The 19993-nt window shown below is 66.4% G+C and carries 17 protein-coding genes and 2 pseudogenes; 9 read left to right on the top strand and 10 right to left on the bottom strand.

The genetic code is table 11. From position 1 onward, the window contains the following. Nucleotides 1-163: 163 nt before the first annotated feature. From KY572_RS25355 to KY572_RS25345, 3 genes are all read left to right on the top strand, one after another. Nucleotides 164-1402 carry a hypothetical protein gene (locus tag KY572_RS25355; RefSeq protein ID WP_224245535.1) on the top strand — a complete coding sequence of 413 codons (1239 nt, stop codon included), beginning with the start codon at nucleotides 164-166 and terminating at the stop codon, nucleotides 1400-1402. A 387-nt stretch (nucleotides 1403-1789) separates the two neighbouring features. Further along, complete coding sequence (locus tag KY572_RS25350; protein ID WP_224245534.1) at nucleotides 1790-2161, top strand: hypothetical protein; 372 nt, start codon at nucleotides 1790-1792, stop codon at nucleotides 2159-2161. A gap of 516 nt (nucleotides 2162-2677) precedes the next feature. Continuing rightward, nucleotides 2678-4420, top strand: a complete 1743-nt coding sequence (locus KY572_RS25345) for a vWA domain-containing protein (protein ID WP_224245533.1) — start codon at nucleotides 2678-2680, stop codon at nucleotides 4418-4420. A gap of 36 nt (nucleotides 4421-4456) precedes the next feature. Here KY572_RS25345 and KY572_RS25340 read toward each other — a convergent pair whose 3' ends face one another. Next, nucleotides 4457-5560: a beta propeller repeat protein gene (locus KY572_RS25340; RefSeq protein WP_224245532.1), complete on the bottom strand. Its 1104-nt coding sequence runs from the start codon at nucleotides 5558-5560 to the stop codon at nucleotides 4457-4459. 186 nt (nucleotides 5561-5746) lie between these two features. Continuing rightward, nucleotides 5747-6106: a hypothetical protein gene (locus KY572_RS25335; RefSeq protein WP_224245531.1), complete on the bottom strand. Its 360-nt coding sequence runs from the start codon at nucleotides 6104-6106 to the stop codon at nucleotides 5747-5749. A gap of 92 nt (nucleotides 6107-6198) precedes the next feature. Here KY572_RS25335 and KY572_RS47860 point away from each other — a divergent pair, with 92 nt between their 5' ends. Next, complete coding sequence (locus tag KY572_RS47860; RefSeq protein ID WP_224245530.1) at nucleotides 6199-7086, top strand: hypothetical protein; 888 nt, start codon at nucleotides 6199-6201, stop codon at nucleotides 7084-7086. A 186-nt stretch (nucleotides 7087-7272) separates the two neighbouring features. Here KY572_RS47860 and KY572_RS25325 read toward each other — a convergent pair whose 3' ends face one another. The 4 genes and pseudogenes from KY572_RS25325 to KY572_RS25310 form a co-directional block, all read right to left on the bottom strand. Then, nucleotides 7273-7605 (bottom strand): DHCW motif cupin fold protein, encoded by a 333-nt coding sequence (locus tag KY572_RS25325; protein WP_224245529.1) that lies wholly within the window; start codon nucleotides 7603-7605, stop codon nucleotides 7273-7275. A gap of 116 nt (nucleotides 7606-7721) precedes the next feature. After that, the gene (locus tag KY572_RS25320; RefSeq protein WP_224245528.1) at nucleotides 7722-8087 is read right to left on the bottom strand and encodes an Ig-like domain-containing protein; all 366 of its coding nucleotides are present in this window, start codon (nucleotides 8085-8087) and stop codon (nucleotides 7722-7724) included. A gap of 140 nt (nucleotides 8088-8227) precedes the next feature. Beyond that, entirely contained in the window at nucleotides 8228-10720 is a 2493-nt protein-coding gene (locus tag KY572_RS25315) for an NUDIX domain-containing protein (protein ID WP_224245527.1), read from the bottom strand. A gap of 70 nt (nucleotides 10721-10790) precedes the next feature. Further along, nucleotides 10791-11678: pseudogene (locus KY572_RS25310) on the bottom strand (tyrosine-type recombinase/integrase); the annotation flags it as partial. Between the two features lie 946 nt (nucleotides 11679-12624). On the opposite strand from KY572_RS25310, the gene KY572_RS25305 reads away from it, so the two are divergent. Beyond that, complete coding sequence (locus tag KY572_RS25305; protein WP_224245526.1) at nucleotides 12625-13710, top strand: PAAR domain-containing protein; 1086 nt, start codon at nucleotides 12625-12627, stop codon at nucleotides 13708-13710. A 42-nt stretch (nucleotides 13711-13752) separates the two neighbouring features. Further along, nucleotides 13753-14193: a hypothetical protein gene (locus KY572_RS25300; RefSeq protein WP_224245525.1), complete on the top strand. Its 441-nt coding sequence runs from the start codon at nucleotides 13753-13755 to the stop codon at nucleotides 14191-14193. Between the two features lie 66 nt (nucleotides 14194-14259). On the opposite strand, the pseudogene tnpA reads toward KY572_RS25300, so the two are convergent. The 3 genes and pseudogenes from tnpA to KY572_RS25290 form a co-directional block, all read right to left on the bottom strand. After that, nucleotides 14260-14505: pseudogene (gene tnpA / locus KY572_RS48185) on the bottom strand (IS66 family insertion sequence element accessory protein TnpA); the annotation flags it as partial. Nucleotides 14506-14865: 360 nt separating this feature from the next. Then, on the bottom strand, nucleotides 14866-15783 hold the full coding sequence (locus KY572_RS25295; RefSeq protein ID WP_263451967.1) for an AbiJ-related protein: 918 nt from the start codon (nucleotides 15781-15783) through the stop codon (nucleotides 14866-14868). Further along, nucleotides 15726-16139 (bottom strand): hypothetical protein, encoded by a 414-nt coding sequence (locus KY572_RS25290; RefSeq protein WP_224245524.1) that lies wholly within the window; start codon nucleotides 16137-16139, stop codon nucleotides 15726-15728. Before KY572_RS25290 ends, KY572_RS25295 begins: the two co-directional genes overlap by 58 nt. A 729-nt stretch (nucleotides 16140-16868) precedes the next feature. Between KY572_RS25290 and KY572_RS25285 the strand changes: the two genes are divergently transcribed. The 3 genes from KY572_RS25285 to KY572_RS25275 all read left to right on the top strand — a co-directional run bounded on the left by KY572_RS25285 (nucleotide 16869) and on the right by KY572_RS25275 (nucleotide 19614). Continuing rightward, on the top strand, nucleotides 16869-17048 hold the full coding sequence (locus tag KY572_RS25285; RefSeq protein ID WP_224245558.1) for a hypothetical protein: 180 nt from the start codon (nucleotides 16869-16871) through the stop codon (nucleotides 17046-17048). An 11-nt stretch (nucleotides 17049-17059) separates the two neighbouring features. After that, nucleotides 17060-17446, top strand: a complete 387-nt coding sequence (locus KY572_RS25280; RefSeq protein WP_224245523.1) for a hypothetical protein — start codon at nucleotides 17060-17062, stop codon at nucleotides 17444-17446. A gap of 425 nt (nucleotides 17447-17871) precedes the next feature. Then, complete coding sequence (locus KY572_RS25275) at nucleotides 17872-19614, top strand: serine/threonine protein kinase (protein WP_224245522.1); 1743 nt, start codon at nucleotides 17872-17874, stop codon at nucleotides 19612-19614. Between the two features lie 8 nt (nucleotides 19615-19622). Here KY572_RS25275 and KY572_RS25270 read toward each other — a convergent pair whose 3' ends face one another. Beyond that, complete coding sequence (locus KY572_RS25270) at nucleotides 19623-19889, bottom strand: hypothetical protein (RefSeq protein WP_224245521.1); 267 nt, start codon at nucleotides 19887-19889, stop codon at nucleotides 19623-19625. Nucleotides 19890-19993: the final 104 nt, after the last annotated feature.

Here is a 19993-nt window from a genome sequence, read left to right as displayed (position 1 = left end):
GGGACGATACCACCATCCCTCGGGAGCATCGGAAGCATCGGAAGGGGACCGCCGCTCCAGGAGCCCGTGGTCGCCACCGCATCGCTGTAGCCGAGGGCATGTAACCCAATTGCGGGCATGCGCGTAATGACCTCCGCCCCCTCCCCCTCACCGGAGACCCCACATGGCACCCGCGCCGATCTCGAAGAGGCTACCTCCCCCGCCGCCTCCTCCCCCGCCGCTGCGGCCCCCTCCTCCGCCACAGCCAGTGGTCACCGCGGCCGTCTCCCGGGCCAAGGTGGCGAGCGGGCTGAAGCTCTCCTCCGCGAAGGTGCGAACACCCGCCCCGTCCCGCGCCCCGCTCAGGAACGCCGTTGATTCCTTCGCCGCCGCCCCCGCGCCGCTGCGTCGTCCCCCGCCAGGGCGAGTGGCCACCGCGAAAGCGCCAGAATACACCCCGACCCTCTACCCGCTCAGCAGGGGCATCGGGGATGCCTTCACGGCGAGCACGAAGTCCTGGGGCACCCTGACGGGCAAGGCGGGACTTACGCCCAATCTCCGCAAGCTCCCTCAGCACGTCGTGTCCACGAATCTGGAGGTTGCCCGCGGTCCTCTGAAGGCTCAGTTCGATGCCTGGCGGGCAGATCTCGAGAAGAAGGTCGGGAAGACCTTCTCTGATCTCGACGTGAATCCCAGGAACTACACCGTGAAAGGAAACCTGGCCCGTTACCAGAACAGGACCGTTCACCTCTTCGTTCCGAAGGAGGGAGTGCGCCTGAATGGACCCGACGGCTCACGCACCGGTACCGGTAAGGAGGTAGACAGCGGCAGGAACACCATTCCCAGCGGCCCGGGCGTCGAGACCGTCGACGGCGAGCGGAAGTTCAGGGCCCTGACGGGCTCGGGTCCCAACATGCCGACGCCTCCCGACAGGCTCAGAGAGGGGGTAGAGCGTGGGGGGGCGGCGTTGAACGGCGCGGGGTTCCTCTTCTCGGCGGCCAACGCGCTCACGAATGCGCCTCGCCAGGCGGGCGACACCGTGGACAGTCTGAAGCGGGGTGACATCGCTGGCGCGGTGAACAGCGGCAGCCAGGTCGCGAAGCACGCGGCGACCCTCGTGGCAACGGGAGGTCAGCTCATCGAGGACGCCGGCAAGTACCTGCCCAAGGTGGTGCCCCCCAGCGTCGCCAAGGCAGCGGGACGCTTCGTGCCGGGAGCGAACGTGGCCATTGCCGCGCTCGATACCGCGCAGGCCGTCAAGAGCTGGTCCAATCCCAATGCCAGCACCGGGAAGAAGGTGGGCGACACCATCACCGCCGCGGGGTCCATCATCGCGGCGCTTCCCCTCCCCGGGGCCAACTTCGTGGGCGGCGCGGTCGCCACGGCCTCCAGCCTCCTGACCGGCTGGCTCTTCCCCACTTAGGGCCACTACGGGGTGGTGGCGCTCAGGGGCTCGGGGCCTTTTCGGGCGGAAGCTCCATCGTGCAGCGGACGCCCTCGTCGCTGATGTCGAGCTGCGTCCGGGCATCCAGGCTGGATCTCGGCGACAAGCACCCTGCGCACCCGGTCCACCTGGGCGAGCGCCTCGGCACGCTCGCGCTGCTCCGAGGTGCCGTGCTTCTTCAATCCCTTCATGCCCGTCCATGACTACGACTCCTTCATGGCCCAGGTCGGGTTCCAGCACGTGATTGCCTACGAGCTCCTCTTCGGCAGCTTGCCCTCGGCGCCAGGCGAGGGTGGTAAAGGGGCTTGCGCGTGAGCCCTCCTCCCGCCAGGGTTATCGGCGGAGCCGCATGCACCCGAGCATCCCATGAACGCGTCCCCTGGCCTGAATCCCACCAAGAGCATGCGAGTCCTCATTGCGACCCTCTGCACGCTCTTGGGGGTCGTGGTCGGCTTGATTGGAGACCTCGTCGGGGGACTCGAGAGCCCTGGGAGCAAGATACTTGGGGCTCTCATGCTGTCTCCGCTTCTGGTCACAGTCGGAGGCTTCAGTGTCACGGTGCCCGGGCTCAGGTGGGCATTCTTCATCGGGGGCCTGGTGTTCTGGCCGGTCTATTTCTTTTCCGTCTGGCGGTGGTTTCGAAGGCCCACCTGGAGGGGGGCGCTCTTCTTGACGGTGTGGACAGCGCAGGGCTACTTCCAGCTCCTCCACCGCATGGCCGTCGTGATGTCGGCATGACCCCAGTGCCGCCTTCCAACCTATGCTGTGCCTCGACGACGTAGGAGTGCGAAGGCGTCCCGCGCACGCTCCGGAAACAGGGCGAGAGCCTGGATATAAAGGCAGGCGACCAGGACGTGGGTGCGGACATCCGGAAGCCCGAGCCGCTTCATACGCCTCAGGTGCGGGCCGGGGGCAGGTAAGGGTTCGGCCGCTGGACGGGAGGTGTGGCGCCGCAGCGCTCATACTCGCCTGGGTGCTTCTTGAGACAGCATGAGATGGTGCTGTTCGAGCGGAGCCGGGCTGCCTGGTCAGTCACCCGGAGTGTCCGACGCGCGTTGCCAGGGTGAGCCGCACCGCAGCCTTGGCGCGCGCTCTGCTGGAAGCGGCGGCAATCGAGCCCGCCGCGGAGGGGGCCTGACGAAACCATGACGGAATCATGGACGCGCGACGGCCATCGCTCCTCCGGGAGTCTCTAGCTTGAGTGCGTGAGGAAGAGCAGTCCGTCGAGGCTCTCCTCCCGAACCCGGAGCCCCCATGTCCCCTTCCCTGCCACTCCGCCTCTCTCTCTGTGCCCGCACCGTCCTGACCCTGGGCATCGCCGCTGGATGCACGAGCCGGACTCCTCCGCCAGAGCCCGAGATTGTGCTGAAGGTCCCCGCCGCGCCGCCCGCCGTGGTGAGCCCGCCCCCCGAGGCGTTCCAGTTTGCAGAGGTAGCCGAGGACCTGCCCGCCGCGGAGGAGCCCGGGGAAGTCGAGGGTGGAGTCGAGGGTGGAGTCGTTGGCGGGGTCGTCGGCGGAGTGCTCGGCGGAGTGCTCGGCGGTGCGGTAGGCGGAAGCAGCGAAGAGGAGACGCTGGCCTTTCGCGCCGCGCCCCCCTCCCGGCCTGAGCACGAGCCCCAAGCCACCTCGGGCAACACCTTCGAGGCCCATACCCCCAACGCCTTCACCGACACCCGGGCCGATCCCCTGTCCACCTTCGCCGTGGATGTGGACACCGCCTCCTACTCGCTGGCGCGGCGCTACCTGCAGCAGGGCCGCCTGCCCCCGCCCGAGTCCGTGCGCGTCGAGGAGTTCGTCAACTACTTCAAGTACCGCTACTCCGCGCCCCAGAAGGAATCCTTCAGCGTGAACCTCGAGGGTGCGCCGTCTCCCTTCGGCAAGGGCCGCCACTTCCTGCGCGTGGGCATCCAGGGCAAGCAGGTCTCCCGCTCGCAGCGCAAGCGCGCCCACCTGGTCTTCCTGGTGGACACCAGTGGCTCCATGCAGTCCGCGGACAAGCTGCCGCTGGCCAAGGAGGCCATGAAGCTTGCCGTGAAGAACCTCAACGAGAACGACACGGTGGCCATCGTCACCTACGCGGGCTCCACGCAGGACGTGCTGCCGCCCACCCCAGCCACCGAGCAGGAGCGCATCTACGCGGCCATCGACTCGCTGAGCTCCGGAGGTGGCACGGCCATGGGCTCGGGCATGCAGCTGGCCTACCGTCACGCGTTGAAGAAGGCCTCCGGCAACGTCGTCTCCCGCGTCATCGTCCTCACGGATGGGGATACCAACATCGGGCCCCACCTCTCGCCCGAGTCCATGCTGGAGAGCGTGCGCGGCTCCGTGTCCGAGGGCGTCACCCTGACGACGGTGGGCTTCGGCATGGGCAACTACCGTGACGACCTGATGGAGAAGCTGGCGGACAAGGGCAACGGCAACTGCTTCTACGTGGGCAGCTACCAGGAGGCACGCAAGGTCTTCGAGACGCAGCTCACCGGGACGCTCGAGGTGATCGCCAAGGACGTGAAGCTCCAGGTGGAGTTCGACCCGGCGGCCGTGCGGCGCTACCGGCTGGTGGGCTACGAGAACCGGGACGTGGCCGACCGGGACTTCCGCGACGACAAGGTGGACGCCGGGGAGATTGGCGCGGGCCACAATGTCACCGCCCTCTATGAGGTGGAGCTGACGGGCGAGCAGCAGACCCTGGCCACGGTGCGCATCCGCGCCAAGGCCCCCAACGGGGCCGAGGCCGCCGAGCAGTCCTTCCCCTTCGAGCGCTCGCGGGTGCAAGCTTCCCTGGAGAGCGCCTCGCCGGACTTCCGCTTCGCGCTGGCGGTGGCCGCCACCGCGGACATCCTGCGCCACGGCCCCTCTGCCCAGGACTGGAGCCTGGCCACCGCGCTCAAGCTGGCCGAGCGCACCACCGAGGGCCAGGCCGAGCGCGCCGAGTTCGTGAGGCTCGTGACGCAGGCCCAGACTCTCATGAGCGCCACGGCCTCACACAAGCGGAGGTAGAGCCAGGGCTCCAGTGCTGAACGAGCGCACCGCGCCCTACTTCAGCTCGACCCCGACGATGCCCGTGTAGCTCTGGGTCATCTTCGCTTCCTCGGACTCGACCGTGTAGTTGAGCTCCTTCCACTCCTGTCCATCCGGCGAGGTCCAGTACGTATTGGACCCCTGCCCCACCATCCACCACTGGCCACCAATCCAGGCAATGTCCTGCGGGGTGGCGCGGGTGTACTTCGGCAGCGGGGTCCACTTCTCCCCGTCCGGGGAGGAGAGGAAGTTGCCGTAGGTCGACGCGGTCATGAAGCCCTGCGGCCCCACGCCCAGCGCCCACTTGTCGCCGGCCGCCTTGAGCGTGCGCAGCTCCTTCCAGGTCTCCCCGCCATCCTTCGACAGGAAGCCCCGGTTCCCCGTGATGACGATGGCGTCACCGTGCTGCCGGATGCGCTTGGCGGACTTGGTGCAGTCCTCCGGGTCGAGATCCTCGACCTTGCCGAACGTGGCACCCTGCTCGGTCGGGATGATCTCCAGGACGCGGTGGCAGTACCCCACGGCCAGGAACTTCCCGCCCACGAAGGCCACCTCGGTGTAGTTCATGCGCCCGGGGGCGGGCCCCTTGGAGTGCTCCGCGAACCACTTGCTCATCTCGTCCATCTTGGCGATGTCGGGCTCGCCCTTGTCATTGGCCCAGGAGGCGATCCAGGTTTGCGCGTCCTTGGAGACGATGATGTCGGTCTTGTCGCCCACGGCGACGTACCAGCCGTTGCCGTACGCGACGGAGTGGAGCTCATGGAGCCGGGCGGCCTTGGGGAGCTCCACCTGCTTCCAGTTCTCGCCGTCCGGCGACGTGAGGATGCCAGCCCGGCCGACGCCCACGAACAGCTTCGTCTCGGGCACGTAGATGACGTTCTCGACGCTGGCGCCTTCCTTGTCCTTGTACCAGACCTCCTTGAACGTCTTGCCGCCGTCTCGCGAGAGGCCGATGGCGCCTCTCAGGTTGGTGATCCCGGGATAGCCGACGCCCACGATGATCAGCTTGGGCTCGGCAGCCGCCTTCGCCTTGGCGGGTGCCTTCGCCTTGGCGGGCTCCTTCGCCTGGCTCGTCGCAGCCAGTGAAATCAAGACAGTGAGCAGCAGTCGTTTCATCATGGGTCCCCAGGCGATATGGCGCTGTATCAATGCACGGACTTTCCGTGAACACGCGTCATACCCACGGAGCTTCTGTGGACGCAAGGTCCCCAGCCCACGCGAATGGTGGAGGTGCCCGCGGAGACATGGCCGATGACGACGGCGATCGCCGCGCTGGCGATGCCCGTCATGTTGGACAGACGCCTGCTAGCAGAGCCCGGCCCAGCGAACGTAGCCGTAGTTGTTGCAGTAGTAGGGAGCCTCGCAATACTGGTAGCCACGAACCCAGTACTCACCATTCGACCAGAACACCGAGCTGTCCGTGTTGAAGCGGTGGCCGTAGGACATGGACAGCCCCTGGGTGGAGGACGTGGACGGCGCGCTGTAGACGCCGAGCGTGCCCCAGCAGACCGTGTAGATGGCCTGCTGATGAACTCCGCCCTCGGGCGCGGCCGTGGGCTCCTGCAGCGGCTCCGCGGAGGTCTCCTCGGGAGCGCCTCCGCACCCCGTCCCAAACAGCATGGCACCGCCAACAAGGCACGCGAACAGGCGCAGGCTCTTCTTCATCTGATGCTCTCTCCGTGAGCGGAATGATGGCGCCGCGCACCGTTCCATCGCTGGCGGCGCCGGGGCGGAGAGTAGCACCGCGGCGCCTGCCCGTGACAGTGCGTGTGGTCGTACTGGATGCTCTGGCGGCGGTACGCAAGCGCCCCGGCATGTATCTCGGCGACACGGGGGCACGCGGGCGCTCCCGTCTCGCCGACTTCCTGTTGCATGCCGCCATTGCGGAGGAGCGCGATGGCTCTCTCCAGCAGCTGCACCTCTCCCTGGGCCAGGATGGCAGCCTGCAGCTTCTCGCGGATGGACAGCCTCTTCCCCCCGAGTCTCTCTCGGACATCCTGACGGTGCTGCCGGGCGGCAAGCTCGACACGGCCGTGCAGCCCTACGGCTCCATGAGGTTCGAGGCCTTCTGTGCCTTTGCCCTCTCCGAGCAGTACGAGCTGGAGGCCTGGGAGGAGGCCCGGCGATGGCATCTCAGCGGCCAGGCGGGCGTCATCCATGAGCACCCCACGCCTGAGCCACTCCAGGGAGCTCGACTTTCTGGGCCACGAGGCACCCGATCAAGCTCACCCCTGACCGCACCCTCTTCGATGGAGACTCCGCTCGTGGTTGAAGCGCGGTGGGAGGGTGTTCGCGTGCGCTGCGCCTTGCGGTGGACCGAGGAGCCGGACTGTCAGGTGTGGTCCTTCGTGAATACCGTGCGTGCGCGCAAGGGAGGGTGGCATGTGCAAGGTGTGCTGAATGCCCTGGGTGCGGCGGTGGCCCAGGTGAAGCGCCACAAGAAGCCCTGGCCTGGAGAGCGGCTGCTACCCGGCCTCACCCTGGTTGTGGCCATGGACGCGCCGGCTGGCCGCTTCGGCAAGTGGTACCCTCAGCAGGTGCTCTTCGAGACAGCAGAGCTGCGCAGTGGGTTGGCTTCCGTCCTCACACCCGTGTTGGTGCAGGCGCTACGGGACACGGATGGCCTGCCCTGGGCGCGGCGATAGTCCACCAGCCTACAGGAGGCATACGCGAGTTGCACGAGGGCCGACCGGCGGGCGCAATGGCCGAAATGGTCCACTTGTCATACCAGTTGGCCTGGACCGACCGGCGGCCCGGGGTGGGCTGGGGACCATAGGTCTGGCCGCAAGCCGCAAGAGCACAGGGCTCTCGTTCTTGGCGAACAGGAAGGATCAGTCGACGATGAAGAGCTTCGCGCCGATAGCCCCGGTGCGCGAGCGATGCGGCTCGGCATTGTCGGCCACCTGGTAGGAGTGGCCAGCTTTCAGCGTGAAGACGCGGCCGTCTTGCAGCTCGGTGACCAGCTCGCCCTCCAGCACGAACAGGATGTGCCCCTTCACGCACCAGTGATCGGCCAGGTAATGCGGCGAGTAATCAACGCGGCGCACGCGGATGCTTCCGAAATGGCGCGTGCGCCAGGTGGCGCTGCCGGTCTCCCCCGGGTGCTGGGTGGGCTCGACCGACGACCAGTCGATGGTGCCGAAGGGAATGTCTGACATCTGCATGGGCGAACTCCACGCGAGGGGTTGCCTCAGTACTACGCGCCCCGTGTACCCACGGCCAGCCCAGGGAGCGATGGGATGGGCAAAGCTGCCGGCCTCTGGAGCCTTGCCTGGGTGCCCTACCGAAGGGTCAGAGTCATGCTCTGCCCGATGGCGTGGCATTCGTCACCGTCCACCTGGAGGCGCTGCTCGGCGGTGCGGGAGCCATCGGAGCTGGTGGCACGCACGAGGTAGTCACCAGGCTGATCCGGGGTGCTCCACTGCGCGCAGCCACCACCCATCTCGGAGTTGATGCAGCTGGCGTCCTTCATGGCGGCCCCATCGAGAGAGTAGGTGACGCGGGCGTCCTTCAGGACGTTCCCCTGGGCATCCTTCACGGTCACGGAGACAGCGGGGATGAAGATTTCGGTGCAGGCCAGCGGCTCACTGCAGCCCGTGAAGAGCGAGGCGGCACAGAGGAGAACGGCGGAGAGGATGAAGCGCATGGGAATGTCCTTTCTCGAGACCCACCACTCCTCTTTGCAGAGCCCATGCCGGGAGATAATCGCCTGATTCCAGGCGCTTCTGACGCCTGAGCGCGGACAGCCCCGCCCTTCGGCTTCAGTTTTCCGTCACGCCTCGCATGTCACGATGACTGATCGCGCCAGGCCAGAGCCCGGGCGACGAGCATGTCGTGGTCGAAGGCCAGTGGAGGCCGCCGCTCGACAGAGACGAAGAGCGCGGCCGCCGCGTCCGAGCCCCCGAGCACGAGACTTCCGGTGGTGTCGTCCGGTGCCACCCCAGCGATGCGGGTGGCGAAGACATGGCTGCGCACCCAGCGCTCCTCGGTGTCGCGAGGGTCTCGTCCCCCACCCTCCACGATGCAGACAGGCACGAGCGCGGAGGCAGGCACCCTCAGGCCCGTCTCTTCGAGCAGCTCTCTGACGGCGGCGTCCTTCGGTGCCTCACCGGGGCGGACGAAGCCCCCAGGCAGGGACATGCGCCCCGCTGCGGCCCCACTGTCGTCGTGACGCCGGATGAGCAGCAATTCGTCATCGCCCTGAGCGCCGCGCCGGAACACGATGATGTCGGCGGCGTCGTTGGGCCCTGGGTGGCGCAGCTGGCCCCAGGGACGCCTGTCATCGAGCGCCGCCAGCACCTCGGCTGCGTCATCGACGAAGCGGACGTGCTTGCTGGCACGCGCGGCGTCCACGGCGGCGCCTCGCAGCCCGGACAGGTACACGTGCCGGGCGCGGATGTTGTAGGCGGCCTGCTGCTCGTCCGCGACAATAAGGCCGCCTCCCAGGAAGAGCCCCAGCCCCTGGGCGTCGCGCACCAGGCGCACCACGGGCGCGGCCTTCTCGTACAAGGATCGCGCGCAGCGCCAGAACCTGCGGACGCGCCAGTCGAGGTCCTCCGCGAGCGTCTCTTCCACGATGGCGCCGAGCACCTCGACTCCCTCCTGCGCGGCGAGACCGTGGCTCAAGCCCTCCATGCCGTGGCACGTTCCCCCGGTCAGCAGCACGCCTCCACGCTTCTCGAGGCCTCGGAGGACCTCGGTGAGGACGGCGCTGGCGCGACCCATCTCTTCGACGGTCCACGAGGAGAACGCGTGGCGCCAGGCCCCCGCGAGCCACAGCAACGGACGGCCCGCCAGGTCCGGCGCCGCATCCGTCACGGTGGCCCCCAGCTCCCGCAGACGCTGGTCCTGGGCTGCGCGCACCGCGCCGCGCCGTGCCGCGATCTCCGCTGCTCGGACAGGCGTGAAGTGCCGCCTCGGTTCAGGCGGTGGGGGGCTCCAGTCTCGCAGCGGAGGCAGGGCGCGCTCGCGCTCCTGCTTCGCCGCCAGCAACGCTTCTTCCGCTCCTCGGAGCCGCGCGAGCCGCTCCTCGTCGAGCCCGCAGGCGATCGCGGCGCGCACCTCGTCTGGAGCGCAGGTGCCATAGAGCCCCGCCCCATCACTGCCGAGGACGACCGCCACACCCGCATCCACGTAGCGGCGCAGGGGGACCTGGAGCGTGGTCTGGATGTTGTTCAACGCGAGGTTGGAGGTGAGGTTGAACTCCACCACCAACCGGTCCGCGTTGCGGGCCATGGTCTTCAGCGTGTCGTCATCGACGCCATAGAGGCCGTGGCCAATGCGGATCTCGACACCTGGGAACGGCAACAGGGCGCGCACGGTCTCGCGGACGTTCTCGGGGAACGCAGGGTTCTCGCCCGCATGCACGCGGACGACGAAGCCGGGCCGCGCCCCGCCGAGCGCCGCGGCCCGCTCCAGCACGGGGAGGAAGGCCCGTGTGGAGCAGGTCTCGTGGCCCATGATGTCCACACCCGCGATGGCACGGCTCGGCAGGCACTGCTCCACGCGATCGAGCACATCGAGATCCCACTCGAGATCGTCATGCCGCGACAGGGCTACGAGGAAGCGGAGGCGGACCCCACTGGACGCCTCCAGCGCATCGAGCGAGGCGTGTAGCGCGGAGAGCACCTCGGGCTCCACCGCCGAGGAGAGCGAGAGTTCGGCATAGACCACGCCCGCGGCGGCAAGCTCCCGGCAGATGGCGCGCAGCTGTGGCAAAAAGAGCCGAGGATGCTTGGCCAGCGGGCTTCGGCGCGCGTAGAGGCGCTCCATGTCCCGGAACGTGATCTGCCGATCGAGCTGAACATCGAGGCTGCGAGCAAGCCGCACGCGCGCGGGTTCATCGAGCAAAGCCGCGGGGACATCCTCGCGGGCGTCGATACCGGCCTCCACCAGCAAGCTCCGCGGCACGGTGACGCCCTCCTCCGCGGCCGCCAGCTCCACCAGGATCCGCCCTGGAAGGGCCCCAGCGAAGTGCGTGTGGAGATCCGTACGGGGAGAGAACGGAGGCGCCCCGGTAGGGAGCGTCATCGGCACATTGTTGTCGGCCAGAAAGCGCGCCTCGAATGCGGTGAGCGCCTCCACTTCCGAGGGAGCGCTGAAGCGGGCGCGAACCTGGCCACCGAAGACGAGCGTGTCTCCGCCCTCCCCCATCACGAGGTGGCGCTCCAGCGCGGCGCGGAGACGGCTGCGATCGTCATCGGCCTCGACGCGAAGACGGCCCTCCTCCCACCGCACCCGGTGGCCAGGAACCAGCGTCACGCCCGGGTTCTTCGCCATGCCCCGAAGACTACCTCCGCTCCGAGGTGGCGGGTTCGATTGCCGCCGCCTCCACTTTTTTAGTACGTCTTTACGGATGGTTAGCGGCTTCCTCCATCCGTGTTGCACGTATGTCGCATGCGGGCGCAAGCGGCAGGGGCCGGTCAAGAACACCGACCGCCTCTCGCCGCGTGTCGGGGCTGAGGTGGGCGTAGCGCTCGGTCATCTCGATCGTGACGTGTCCCATCAACTCCTGGATCACCTTGAGCGGAACGCCCCGCATGGCGAGGTGGCTCGCGTAGGTGTGGCGGAGGTCGTGCCAGCCGATCCGCCCCTCCTCACGGCTGATGCCCGCACGGTTGAGCACGCGGCGAAGCGGTTGCTTCATCTTGCCCTCAGTAAGCGGCTGGCCGTCCTCCTGGCAGAACACGTAACGGCCCCGCAGGTGACGGTGCGCCTTGAGCGCATCCACCGCCGACGCAGGAAGGTCCACCGTCCGCTCGCGTCCACCCTTGGGCAAGTCCGTCACGCCGCGCCAGATGGTGCGCCGCACGTTGAGCCGTCCTTGTGCCAAGTCCAGATCGCTCCACTGGAGCCCGATCAGTTCTCCCTGGCGAAGCCCCGTCTTCAGCGCCACCAGCAGCAGCGCCCGCCATTCCGGCTCGGCAGCGTCGATCAGCCGCTCGGCCTCCTCGAAGCTGAGGAAATCGAAGGTGGGCTTTGGGAGTTTGCCGAAGAGCTTCACGCGCGGAGCCTGCTTGATGACCTCCTGTTCCTCCGCGAGGTTCAGCAGTTTGCTGAGCGCTGACAGGACGTTGTTGATCGTCTTCAGGCTCAGGGGCTTGGGCGCCACGTCCTTACGCTTGAGGATGGCGGCTTGAGTGGGGGCCTCCTTCCGGGCGCGCGCCGCCGAGGTCTTGTTACGCATGGCGGCCTTGAAGTCTTCGATCTCCGCTGGACCGATGGCATCAAGGGCGGTTTGTACTCCCCCGCCACGAGGCCTCAACGCTTACCGCGAGGCCTACGTCCGATTCGTCCGCCGTGTCGGCCTGGACGCTCACCGCGAGCCCCAGCGTTCTTCGCGAGGTCAATTTCGGGAACTACACCGTCTCCACTGTCGCGATGGATGCTGCGGGTAATTTTAGCGCTCCAGCCCAACGCCGGTTCTCTATCCAGAGGAGCCGCCATTACGGCTGGGGTTGCACCACTGTCCCCGCTGGCTGGACCTTGTTGCTCCTGGTCTTGTGTCTCTGCAGACCTTGCACGCCGCGGAACCTGTAGCGCGATGCGCTTCGCTACACGGGTGCAGGCGTACTTTCAGGTGCTCGACCGTGGTGTTGAGCCCCCCCCCTCTCCTTCGGGCCGGAACTGCCGAAGCGTGACGGGAGGTACCGTAGCTGTCGCTCAGAGCCGACAGGGCGCTCTCCTCGGGCCGGTCCGGCCACTGCTTGACGGTAGACCGCTTGACGGTAGACCGCCGTGGTGCACACTGAGTTGCCCCGGCTCATGTTCGGCCCCGCCATGTTGCACGAATGTCGCAGGAGCCTGCGGAACCGGATGGAACAGGACGGGACGACACGGGATGCGGTGGGATAACAACTCCGACTCATTTCGGGCAGTTACGAGGTAAGGGCGCGATTCTGCTAGAGGTTTCGCACCACCCGGCGCTGGTTTGATCGCTGCCGCCTCCATCCCGAGAAGCCCTGAGAAGCCCAGCAATCAGGTGAAGCGCGAACTGGCCTCCCGCTTTCCGGACCGGGCCGAGTCGCTGGCGGTCCTGTGCACCGCGAGTGATTGACGGAAGCTCTACCCCGGAAGTGGTATAGCCTTCTGCCTCGCGCTCCCGCACCCTGCGGCTCCGTGTGGAGTTACGTCCAAGACTGAGCGTCAACGGATCGCTCAAGCCTCAAGAGTGCAGGTAAGCCATGCCTCCTGCTGCGCGCATCACCGACATGCACGTCTGCCCGAAGGTGGAGCCGGGACCCGTTCCTCACGTGGGCGGGCCGACAACCTCAGGCGAAGCCACGGTCATCATCGGCTACCAGAAAGCGGCTAGGGTGGGAGATTCCTTGCTGTGCGTGGGCCCTGGTGTCTCGGACTCCATCTCTCAAGGCGAGCCCACTGTGATCATCGGCGGAAAACCCGCAGCGCGGCTGGGAGATCCCACCTCCCACGGCGGCGTGCTCGTGGCGGGCTGTCCCACCGTGATCATCGGCTCTACCACCCAGGCGTTCACCATCCAGCTCGCCGCCCATAACGGCACTCCATTCTGCGAGGAGTGCGAGAAGAAGAAACAGGCCGCTGAGGCCGCCGCCTCGGCGGCCCCGGCGCCTGCGTCAGCCGCAGCTCCGGCACCGAGCTCTCCAGCGCCCACTCCATCAACCCCATCCAGTAGGGCCTCTCCGGCCCCGAGCATAGGGGAGAAGACAGGGCTGGGCGACGAAGTGGATCAGCTGGCGGCCCAATCTCCCACGCTGCAGGCGAACCTGAAGGAGATGAAGAACCAAGGGTGGACTGTCGAGTATGGTGAGGCCGGTAAGGGCAGCTATGCGAATCGGGATCAGAAGAAGATCGTCATCGACAGCAATGAGAAGGAGAACCCCCAGGTGGTAGTCCAGACCCTGGCCCACGAGTCAGGCCATGCGCTGTACACGCCAGAGCCCTACGTATCCCACGAGGGACTGTCGCGTGAGGACTATGTCAACCGGAACGTTCAGAGTGCACTCAAGGATGAAGGAGAGGCGACGCTCATCAACGTGCAGGTGCGACAGGAAATCCTGAAGAACGGCGGACCGGATATTGGCATTGCCGGGAGCCAGTCGGCGAAATACGAGGAGGTCGCGGCGAAGTACCCAGCCGCTGCGGATCGGGACAAAGCGAGAGCAGAGATCGGACAGCTGTTCGCCAAGGGAGAGTCTCCCTCCACAGACCCCACCAGCACCTATTATGACTACTACGCCAAGCCCTACCAGGAGCACTACGACAAGCATGCGGTCAAGAAAGGCCCCTGATTCCATGGACGGCAGTGGTACACTGGAGACCTTGTCCTAGTCATGATGACCTCATCGAAGATCCTAGCGCTGATCTCCACTCTGGCTGCAAGCCGCCCCTTCAAGCCCGAAGAGGTGAACCGGCTCATGGAGACCTCTCTCAAGCCCGAGGTCTCTGTCTCCAATGAATACTTCACGGTCTACCGCGCGAGGGACACGGCGAAAGCTCCCCTCCAGAACGTCGAGTTGCGCGTGCCGACCCCCCAGTCCAGCCGCAAGGATGGCTTGCTTCTGTTCGAAATTGACCCATCCACGTGCGTGACCCAAGAGGAGGCACAGCACCACTTTGGGTCTTCCCCTGCGCTCTCCGTTCCCACGCCTCGCCAGCCCCCGGACTCTCCGATCTATCTGAACTACTCCCAGCCCTGGGGCAGCCTCCGCCTGGGCTTCGCGCGCAACGACAAGGCCTGCCTCGTCTCGGTGGTCCTCGACGCTGACAAGTAGGGAATCCGTCAGCGTAGACCGTGCCCCGTAGGAAACGTCGGTGCCCACCTCGAAACGCACTCGCACCGCACCTTGCGTGAGCACCTCCACGCTTGCCACCTGGGGCTCTCGTGGCGTCGCCACCTCTACAGGCAGCAGGCGCACGGACGGTGCAGGCTGCGCAGCACCCTGGCGCCAGCGGCGGTAGATCCACGACTGCAAGGTGCTCAGCCGCAGTTCATGCTGCTGGGCGAATGCTCCCTGCGTCAGCCCGCTCTGCTCGAATTGCTCGGCGATGAGGACCCACTGCGGCTTGTCGGCTAGCTTAGACATGGGCTCAGGGGTGTCCCATCTCGCTCCTCTCCACAAGGTCCTGCTGCACATCGCTGAGCGGACGGATACGGCTTCCTCTACGGCCCGAAGCGAAGGGGGCAAGGGCTTCGCCATGTTGCACGTATGTCGCAGAAGCCTGCGGAACCGGATGGAACAGGACGGGACGAAACGGGACGCGGCGGGATATCGACTCCGAAGCATTCCGGGCGGTTACGAGGTAAGGGCGCGATTCTGCTAGGGGTTTCGCACCGCCCGGCGCGGGTTCGATTCCCGCCGCCTCCATCCCGAGAAGCCCAGCAATCTCAATGAGTTGCTGGGTTTTTCTTATCGGCTCTCCAAGGCGGTCTGTCGTCGTGGCGGTCAGCTGATCCGGCTTGCAGGCGTCGCACCGAGCAGCGCGACGAAGAAGCTTCGGATCATCCGCTTGACTGCGTCGGGCGGTTGGGCGAACTCGGCCCCGCCGAACCGGTAGACCTCGTAGCCCGCGAGTTTCAACCGGCGGTCTTCCGCAACCATCTCCGCGTACCGCGCAGGGCTGGCTCGCTCGCCTTCGGCGTAGTGCTGGACGCCGTCGATCTCGAGGACCACGCGGCGGAGATTGCGCATCAGGAGCAGGAAATCCATCCGCTGCCTCGGAAGCCGCTTGTTCCCGCCGAGTTCGCGCAACGTGTACGGGTCGTAGTGGAGGTAGACCTGAGGTATTAGCGCGGGAAGTTCGTCACCCAGCTCCTTGAACTCCAGATAGTAGGTCGAGAATACCATTCGCTCGGGCCCGGCGGGTACAGAGTCGCGGAGGCGCTCGTACAGGGCGCGCGGCGTCGACCCCTCGTCGGAGCACCCGGTGCGTTCGGCCCACCACGCCACGAGGTCCTCCCAGTAGAGCCCTGTGGGGGATATCGGACGGTCGTACACGAGGCAGAACTCCTCGTTCTTGACGATGCGAATGTCGTTGCTCACCGCATCGTCGAGGACAATCTCCGGCTTCGGCCCGTTTGCAGCAAAGATAATGTTCTCTACTGGTTTCTCGACGCCTCCACGCAGCCTGGACGCGCGAAACTCAGGGTACCCCGAAACGTGCTTGGCGATGGTGAGACGGTACCCATCCGCCGCGAGGTGCCGGTTGATGACGTCGACGTAGCGCCCCTGGGCGTCACCCTTACGCACGATGGGATGCACGACTTGTTCCAGGAAGTGGAGAAACTCGCCGTCCGGCGAGCCCATCACGCCGAGGTAATCACGGTAAAGGTACGACCATTCCCAGTCATCGTTGTTGACCATGTGCTGCCAGATGTCGCCCGATGCGTTGCCGAACCGCCCATCAAGAACAATTCGTCCAGCAAAGCGTCTCGCGTGAGCGCTGTGATCGAATGCTGGGCGTCGGAGGTAAGGAGGTCGAGCGTCTTCTTCAGCGTCAGGGTGGGACGCTCCACCATCACACGAGCTCCGAAGGCTACCACGTCAGCATCCGGGAGCCCCTCGAGCCGGGTGCGCACATACGTCCGCTTGCTCGACATCGCCTCGTCGACCGTGCCCTCGCGCAGCCCCAGGCGGGTACAAACTGCAGGAAGCTGGTTGGCGCTCACCGGATGGAGAGCTTCCGCGATCGCTTCGACCAGTTCGCGGCGGTTCGGCATCGTTCGATTCCCCTTCGGAAAAGACGTCGCGCCCACCTCGCCGCCTTCGTCGTCGGTGTGGAGGTCGTGCTCGTTTCCCCTGTTCCACGCTGCTGCAGAGCGTACTGCACACCAGGAGTCGGCGAAACGCGAGGATCCGTCCGCTCGCTCCTGCCCAAGCCCTCTTCTGAGGGGCGAGGCAAGAGGCCTCGGCCTGAGAGCAGCAGCCCGGCCCAATCCAATTGCGGCGGTCGCTTCCTCTTCGGCTCCAGCTGGTCGCTACCCCAGGCGGCAGGCTCGCTTCCTCCAGCTTCGGTTCTGGCCCCGTTTGAGGAAGCTCGGTCTCCGTCGCACCAAGTACCGGGCCTCAGCCCTCTCTGGCAGTATGGAGGCGCTCGAGGAGCTCTTATGCATCGGTTTCCCATGTGCGCAGCATTCAGGTGCTCCGCAGCCGCGCTGCTTCTCATGCTCGTGGCATGCCAAAACGCCCAGCCCACGTTGCGCGGCGGCTCTGAGGCGGTACGGCTTGAGGGGCGAGGGGTGCCGCCGCATGAATCGAGGCAGGACCCTCGCGAGTCGCGTGCCTTCGAACTCGTGTTCACGGGCACTGGCTCGCGCGACTGTGCGGCAGAGCAGATCGCTTGCTTCAGACGGTGCTGGAACTCAAAGCCTCCCTGGCCACGCAAGCGTGGTGGCGCGCAACACCACAACTACTGCACGGAGAAGTGCCGGGAAGAGTACATGCAATGTGTGAAGGAGATGGAGGCGCAGCCCCTGATGTTCCCGGATATGAAGACCGCCCAAGACTGGCTCAAGCGGAACAAGACGGAGGTGTTGGTGGGTAGCATCGTCCTGGTGGCTGGGGCCGCCTTTGTCATTGGCACGGCAGGGGCGGGCGTGCTGGTGCTGGTTCCTCTCGCGGCTCTCTGAGGTGCGGTCTCTTGACGACACGACCCGAAGACTTCGAATTTGAAGCCCTGTGCCAGGCTCTTGAGAGCGCGGTGGAGCATGTCCCGGAAGCTGCGCGCGATGCGATCAGTGCCGCAGCGAACGCACTCCACTATCTTTATGTGACCGACCAGTTCACGGCGTTCCGTGAGTACCTCCACGACACTGACAGGGTCGCCCCCTCCTCAGTCGATCCTGCACATGTCTTCCCAGACATGGCGCGTGCTGAGGAGTGGCTGCGGAAGCAACCGCTGTCTTCCTGGGGAACTCTCGTAAAAGTGGCTGGGAAGACGTTCGCTGTCGGGAAGCGGGTGGAGATGAAGCTGAAACTCGTGCCCTCCTTCACGCCGCAGGAAGTAGATTCGCCTGACCCCGAGTAGCGCCGAGAGCAGTTGAGTGGAGTTGAGTGGAGGCTCGCGTGGATCGGAGGAGGCATGGGTTGAGGGCTCGTCATCACCACCTGTCACAAGCGTGCTGGACCGAGTTGGGCCGCATGTGCCCCCAGTGTGACCCTCCAGCGGGGAATTGAACGGGACGAGGCGGGACGAGACGGGACGGAGAGGGGGAGCGACCCGAAGTGAGATCAAGGCGTTAGCCGGTAACAGCGCGACCTGCTTGGGGTTTCGCTCTCGCCTCGCCGTGGGTTCGATTCCCGCCGCTCCCAAGCCGAGCCACCCGCCGCTCTCAAGGCGCCGCCCTCTGGCCGAGGGCGATCTGCCGCGCGGAACTGGCGCGTGAGGAGCCTGACTCCACCGGACTGTTGGGTCCGTGCACGAGGCACGACGGGTCGTTTAGGATGGACCCAATGTCTCTGGAACCTGGAGAGCAGTTCGGCCGGTATGAGTTGGTGTCCTGGCTGGGGCGTGGTGGCATGGCAGAGACCTATCGCGCCCGGCTGTTGGGCGAGGCGGGCGTCACCAAGCCGGTGCTCATCAAGAAAGTGCTCGCCGAGCACGCCAACGATGAGGCGTTCATCGCCATGTTCATCAGCGAGGCGCGCATCTCGGCCACGCTCTCTCATGGCAACATCGCTCAGGTCTACGACTTTGGCCGGGTCGGCGGGGACTACTTCCTGGCCATGGAGTACGTGGACGGGCAGCCGCTCCACCGCCTCCTCAAGCGCGCGCAGAAGGCGGGGATGCCCACCATTCCATCCCCCGTCGCGGCTTTCATCGCCTTGGAGATATGCCGCGGACTGCACTACGCGCACACGCGCACGGATGACAAGGGCCAGCCGCTGGGCATCGTCCATCGCGACATCTCTCCGGAGAACGTGCTCGTCAGCTACGGAGGCCAGGTCAAGATCGTCGACTTCGGGATCGCCAAGGCGCGAGAGCTGCGCGGGTTCAGCACCGAGCCGGGCATCGTCAAGGGCAAGTACCTCTTCTTCTCGCCGGAGCAGGCGGCGGGCGAGGAGGTGGATGCGCGCACCGACGTGTGGGCCACGGGCATCGTCCTCTACGAGCTGTTGTGCGGGAAGCTCCCCGTCGAGGACGTACCGGAAGTGGCGATGCCTCGGCTCATGGAGGGGAAGTTTCCGCGGCCTCGGGAGCTCAACCCGAGCATCCCCGAGCAGCTGGACGCCATCGTGATGGAGGCGCTCGCGGTGGAGCGAGAGGACCGCTACGCGTCCTGTCACGCCTTCGGGGACGCGCTGGCGGAGTTCCTGGCGGCCACCGCGCCTCGCTTCTCGGCGATGTCGCTCTCGCACTTCGTCGAGGAGCTGTTCCGTGAGGAGATCGCCAGCACGGGGCGGCAGGTGCAGGTGCCGGGCGCCTTCCAGGAACAACTCGCCCAGTGGCGTGGCCAGACCCCCACGGTGATGATGGCCCCAAGGCGCGACAAGGCACAGGCCTCTCCCGAGCCCGAGCCCGCGATGCCTCCTGCCGGAGCGACCCAGGTGCGGCCTGGCGCGCCTCGTCGCAAGGGTGGCGGGGCTGGCGTGGCGCTTGTGCTTGGAGGCGTGCTCCTCGTGGGCGCGTTGGCAGGGGGCTTCTTCTGGATGAATCGCGCGAAGCCCAGGGCGGTGTCGGATCCTTCCAATCCCCAGCCACTCCGCCTCACAGAGGCGCCCATCGCACCACCGCCCGAGCCGACTCCTCGCTCCTCCGCTCCGGACACGGTGGAGCCCTCCCCTTCCGAGGCGCAACCCGAGAGCGAAGCCGCGGCGAAGGAACAGGAGCCGGAAGCGGGCGGGGAGGCTCCATCGAGCACCGGAGACACGGCTTCCGCGCCTTCCGAGGAGGCACTGGCCGCGGGCTGCTATGTCTTCGTGGTGGAGTTTGAATCCAGCCGGGATCCAGATGGCAGGTTCCGGCCCTGGGAGCTCGTGCGGATCGGATCGCGCAACCCCGTGAAGTGTTCGACTGTCCCCCCCCAGAGGAACATCCAGGCGTCACAAGGGCTGTTCAGCCAGTGGTCCGAAGCGTCCGCGGGCGAACCGCTTCACTACAACCCCTTGCGCTTCGAGCCCAACAAGAAGGAGGAGCCGAAAACCCGAGGCATGACGGTGAAGGTCTACACGCGGGTGCCGGCGGGGGGCCCGTAGCGAGAGCGCTACCGGTCCGCGGGAACAGGAGCCGGCAAGGCCGACGCCTGGATCTTCCGGCCAAAGCGCCGCGCCAGCTGCTCCTCGATGCCGTCCAGGTCGATGGCAATCGACATGCGCTCATGAGCGTTCACCGAGCGCTCGAGAAGCTGAAGCGCTTGGCCGAGCTGCTCGAGCGGGCCCTGGCGCTCTCTCGGGTCCCGCACGTTCGCGAGCAGCCACTCCTTCATGTCGAGCACCCGCTTCTCGATCACCTCGCGGGAGATGGGACGCAACGAGCGCGTGTCCTCCAGAGTGCTCGTGGGCTCTTCTGGCATGGAGGGAGCAGCCGGCGGCAACCGGAACGTTGACCTCTTGAGCCCAGGCCTCGCCCCAGCTT

The sequence above is a fragment of the Hyalangium gracile genome, from assembly GCF_020103725.1.
GTDB classification, from domain to species: domain Bacteria; phylum Myxococcota; class Myxococcia; order Myxococcales; family Myxococcaceae; genus Hyalangium; species Hyalangium gracile.
This window is presented reverse-complemented; position numbering and strand designations above follow the sequence as displayed.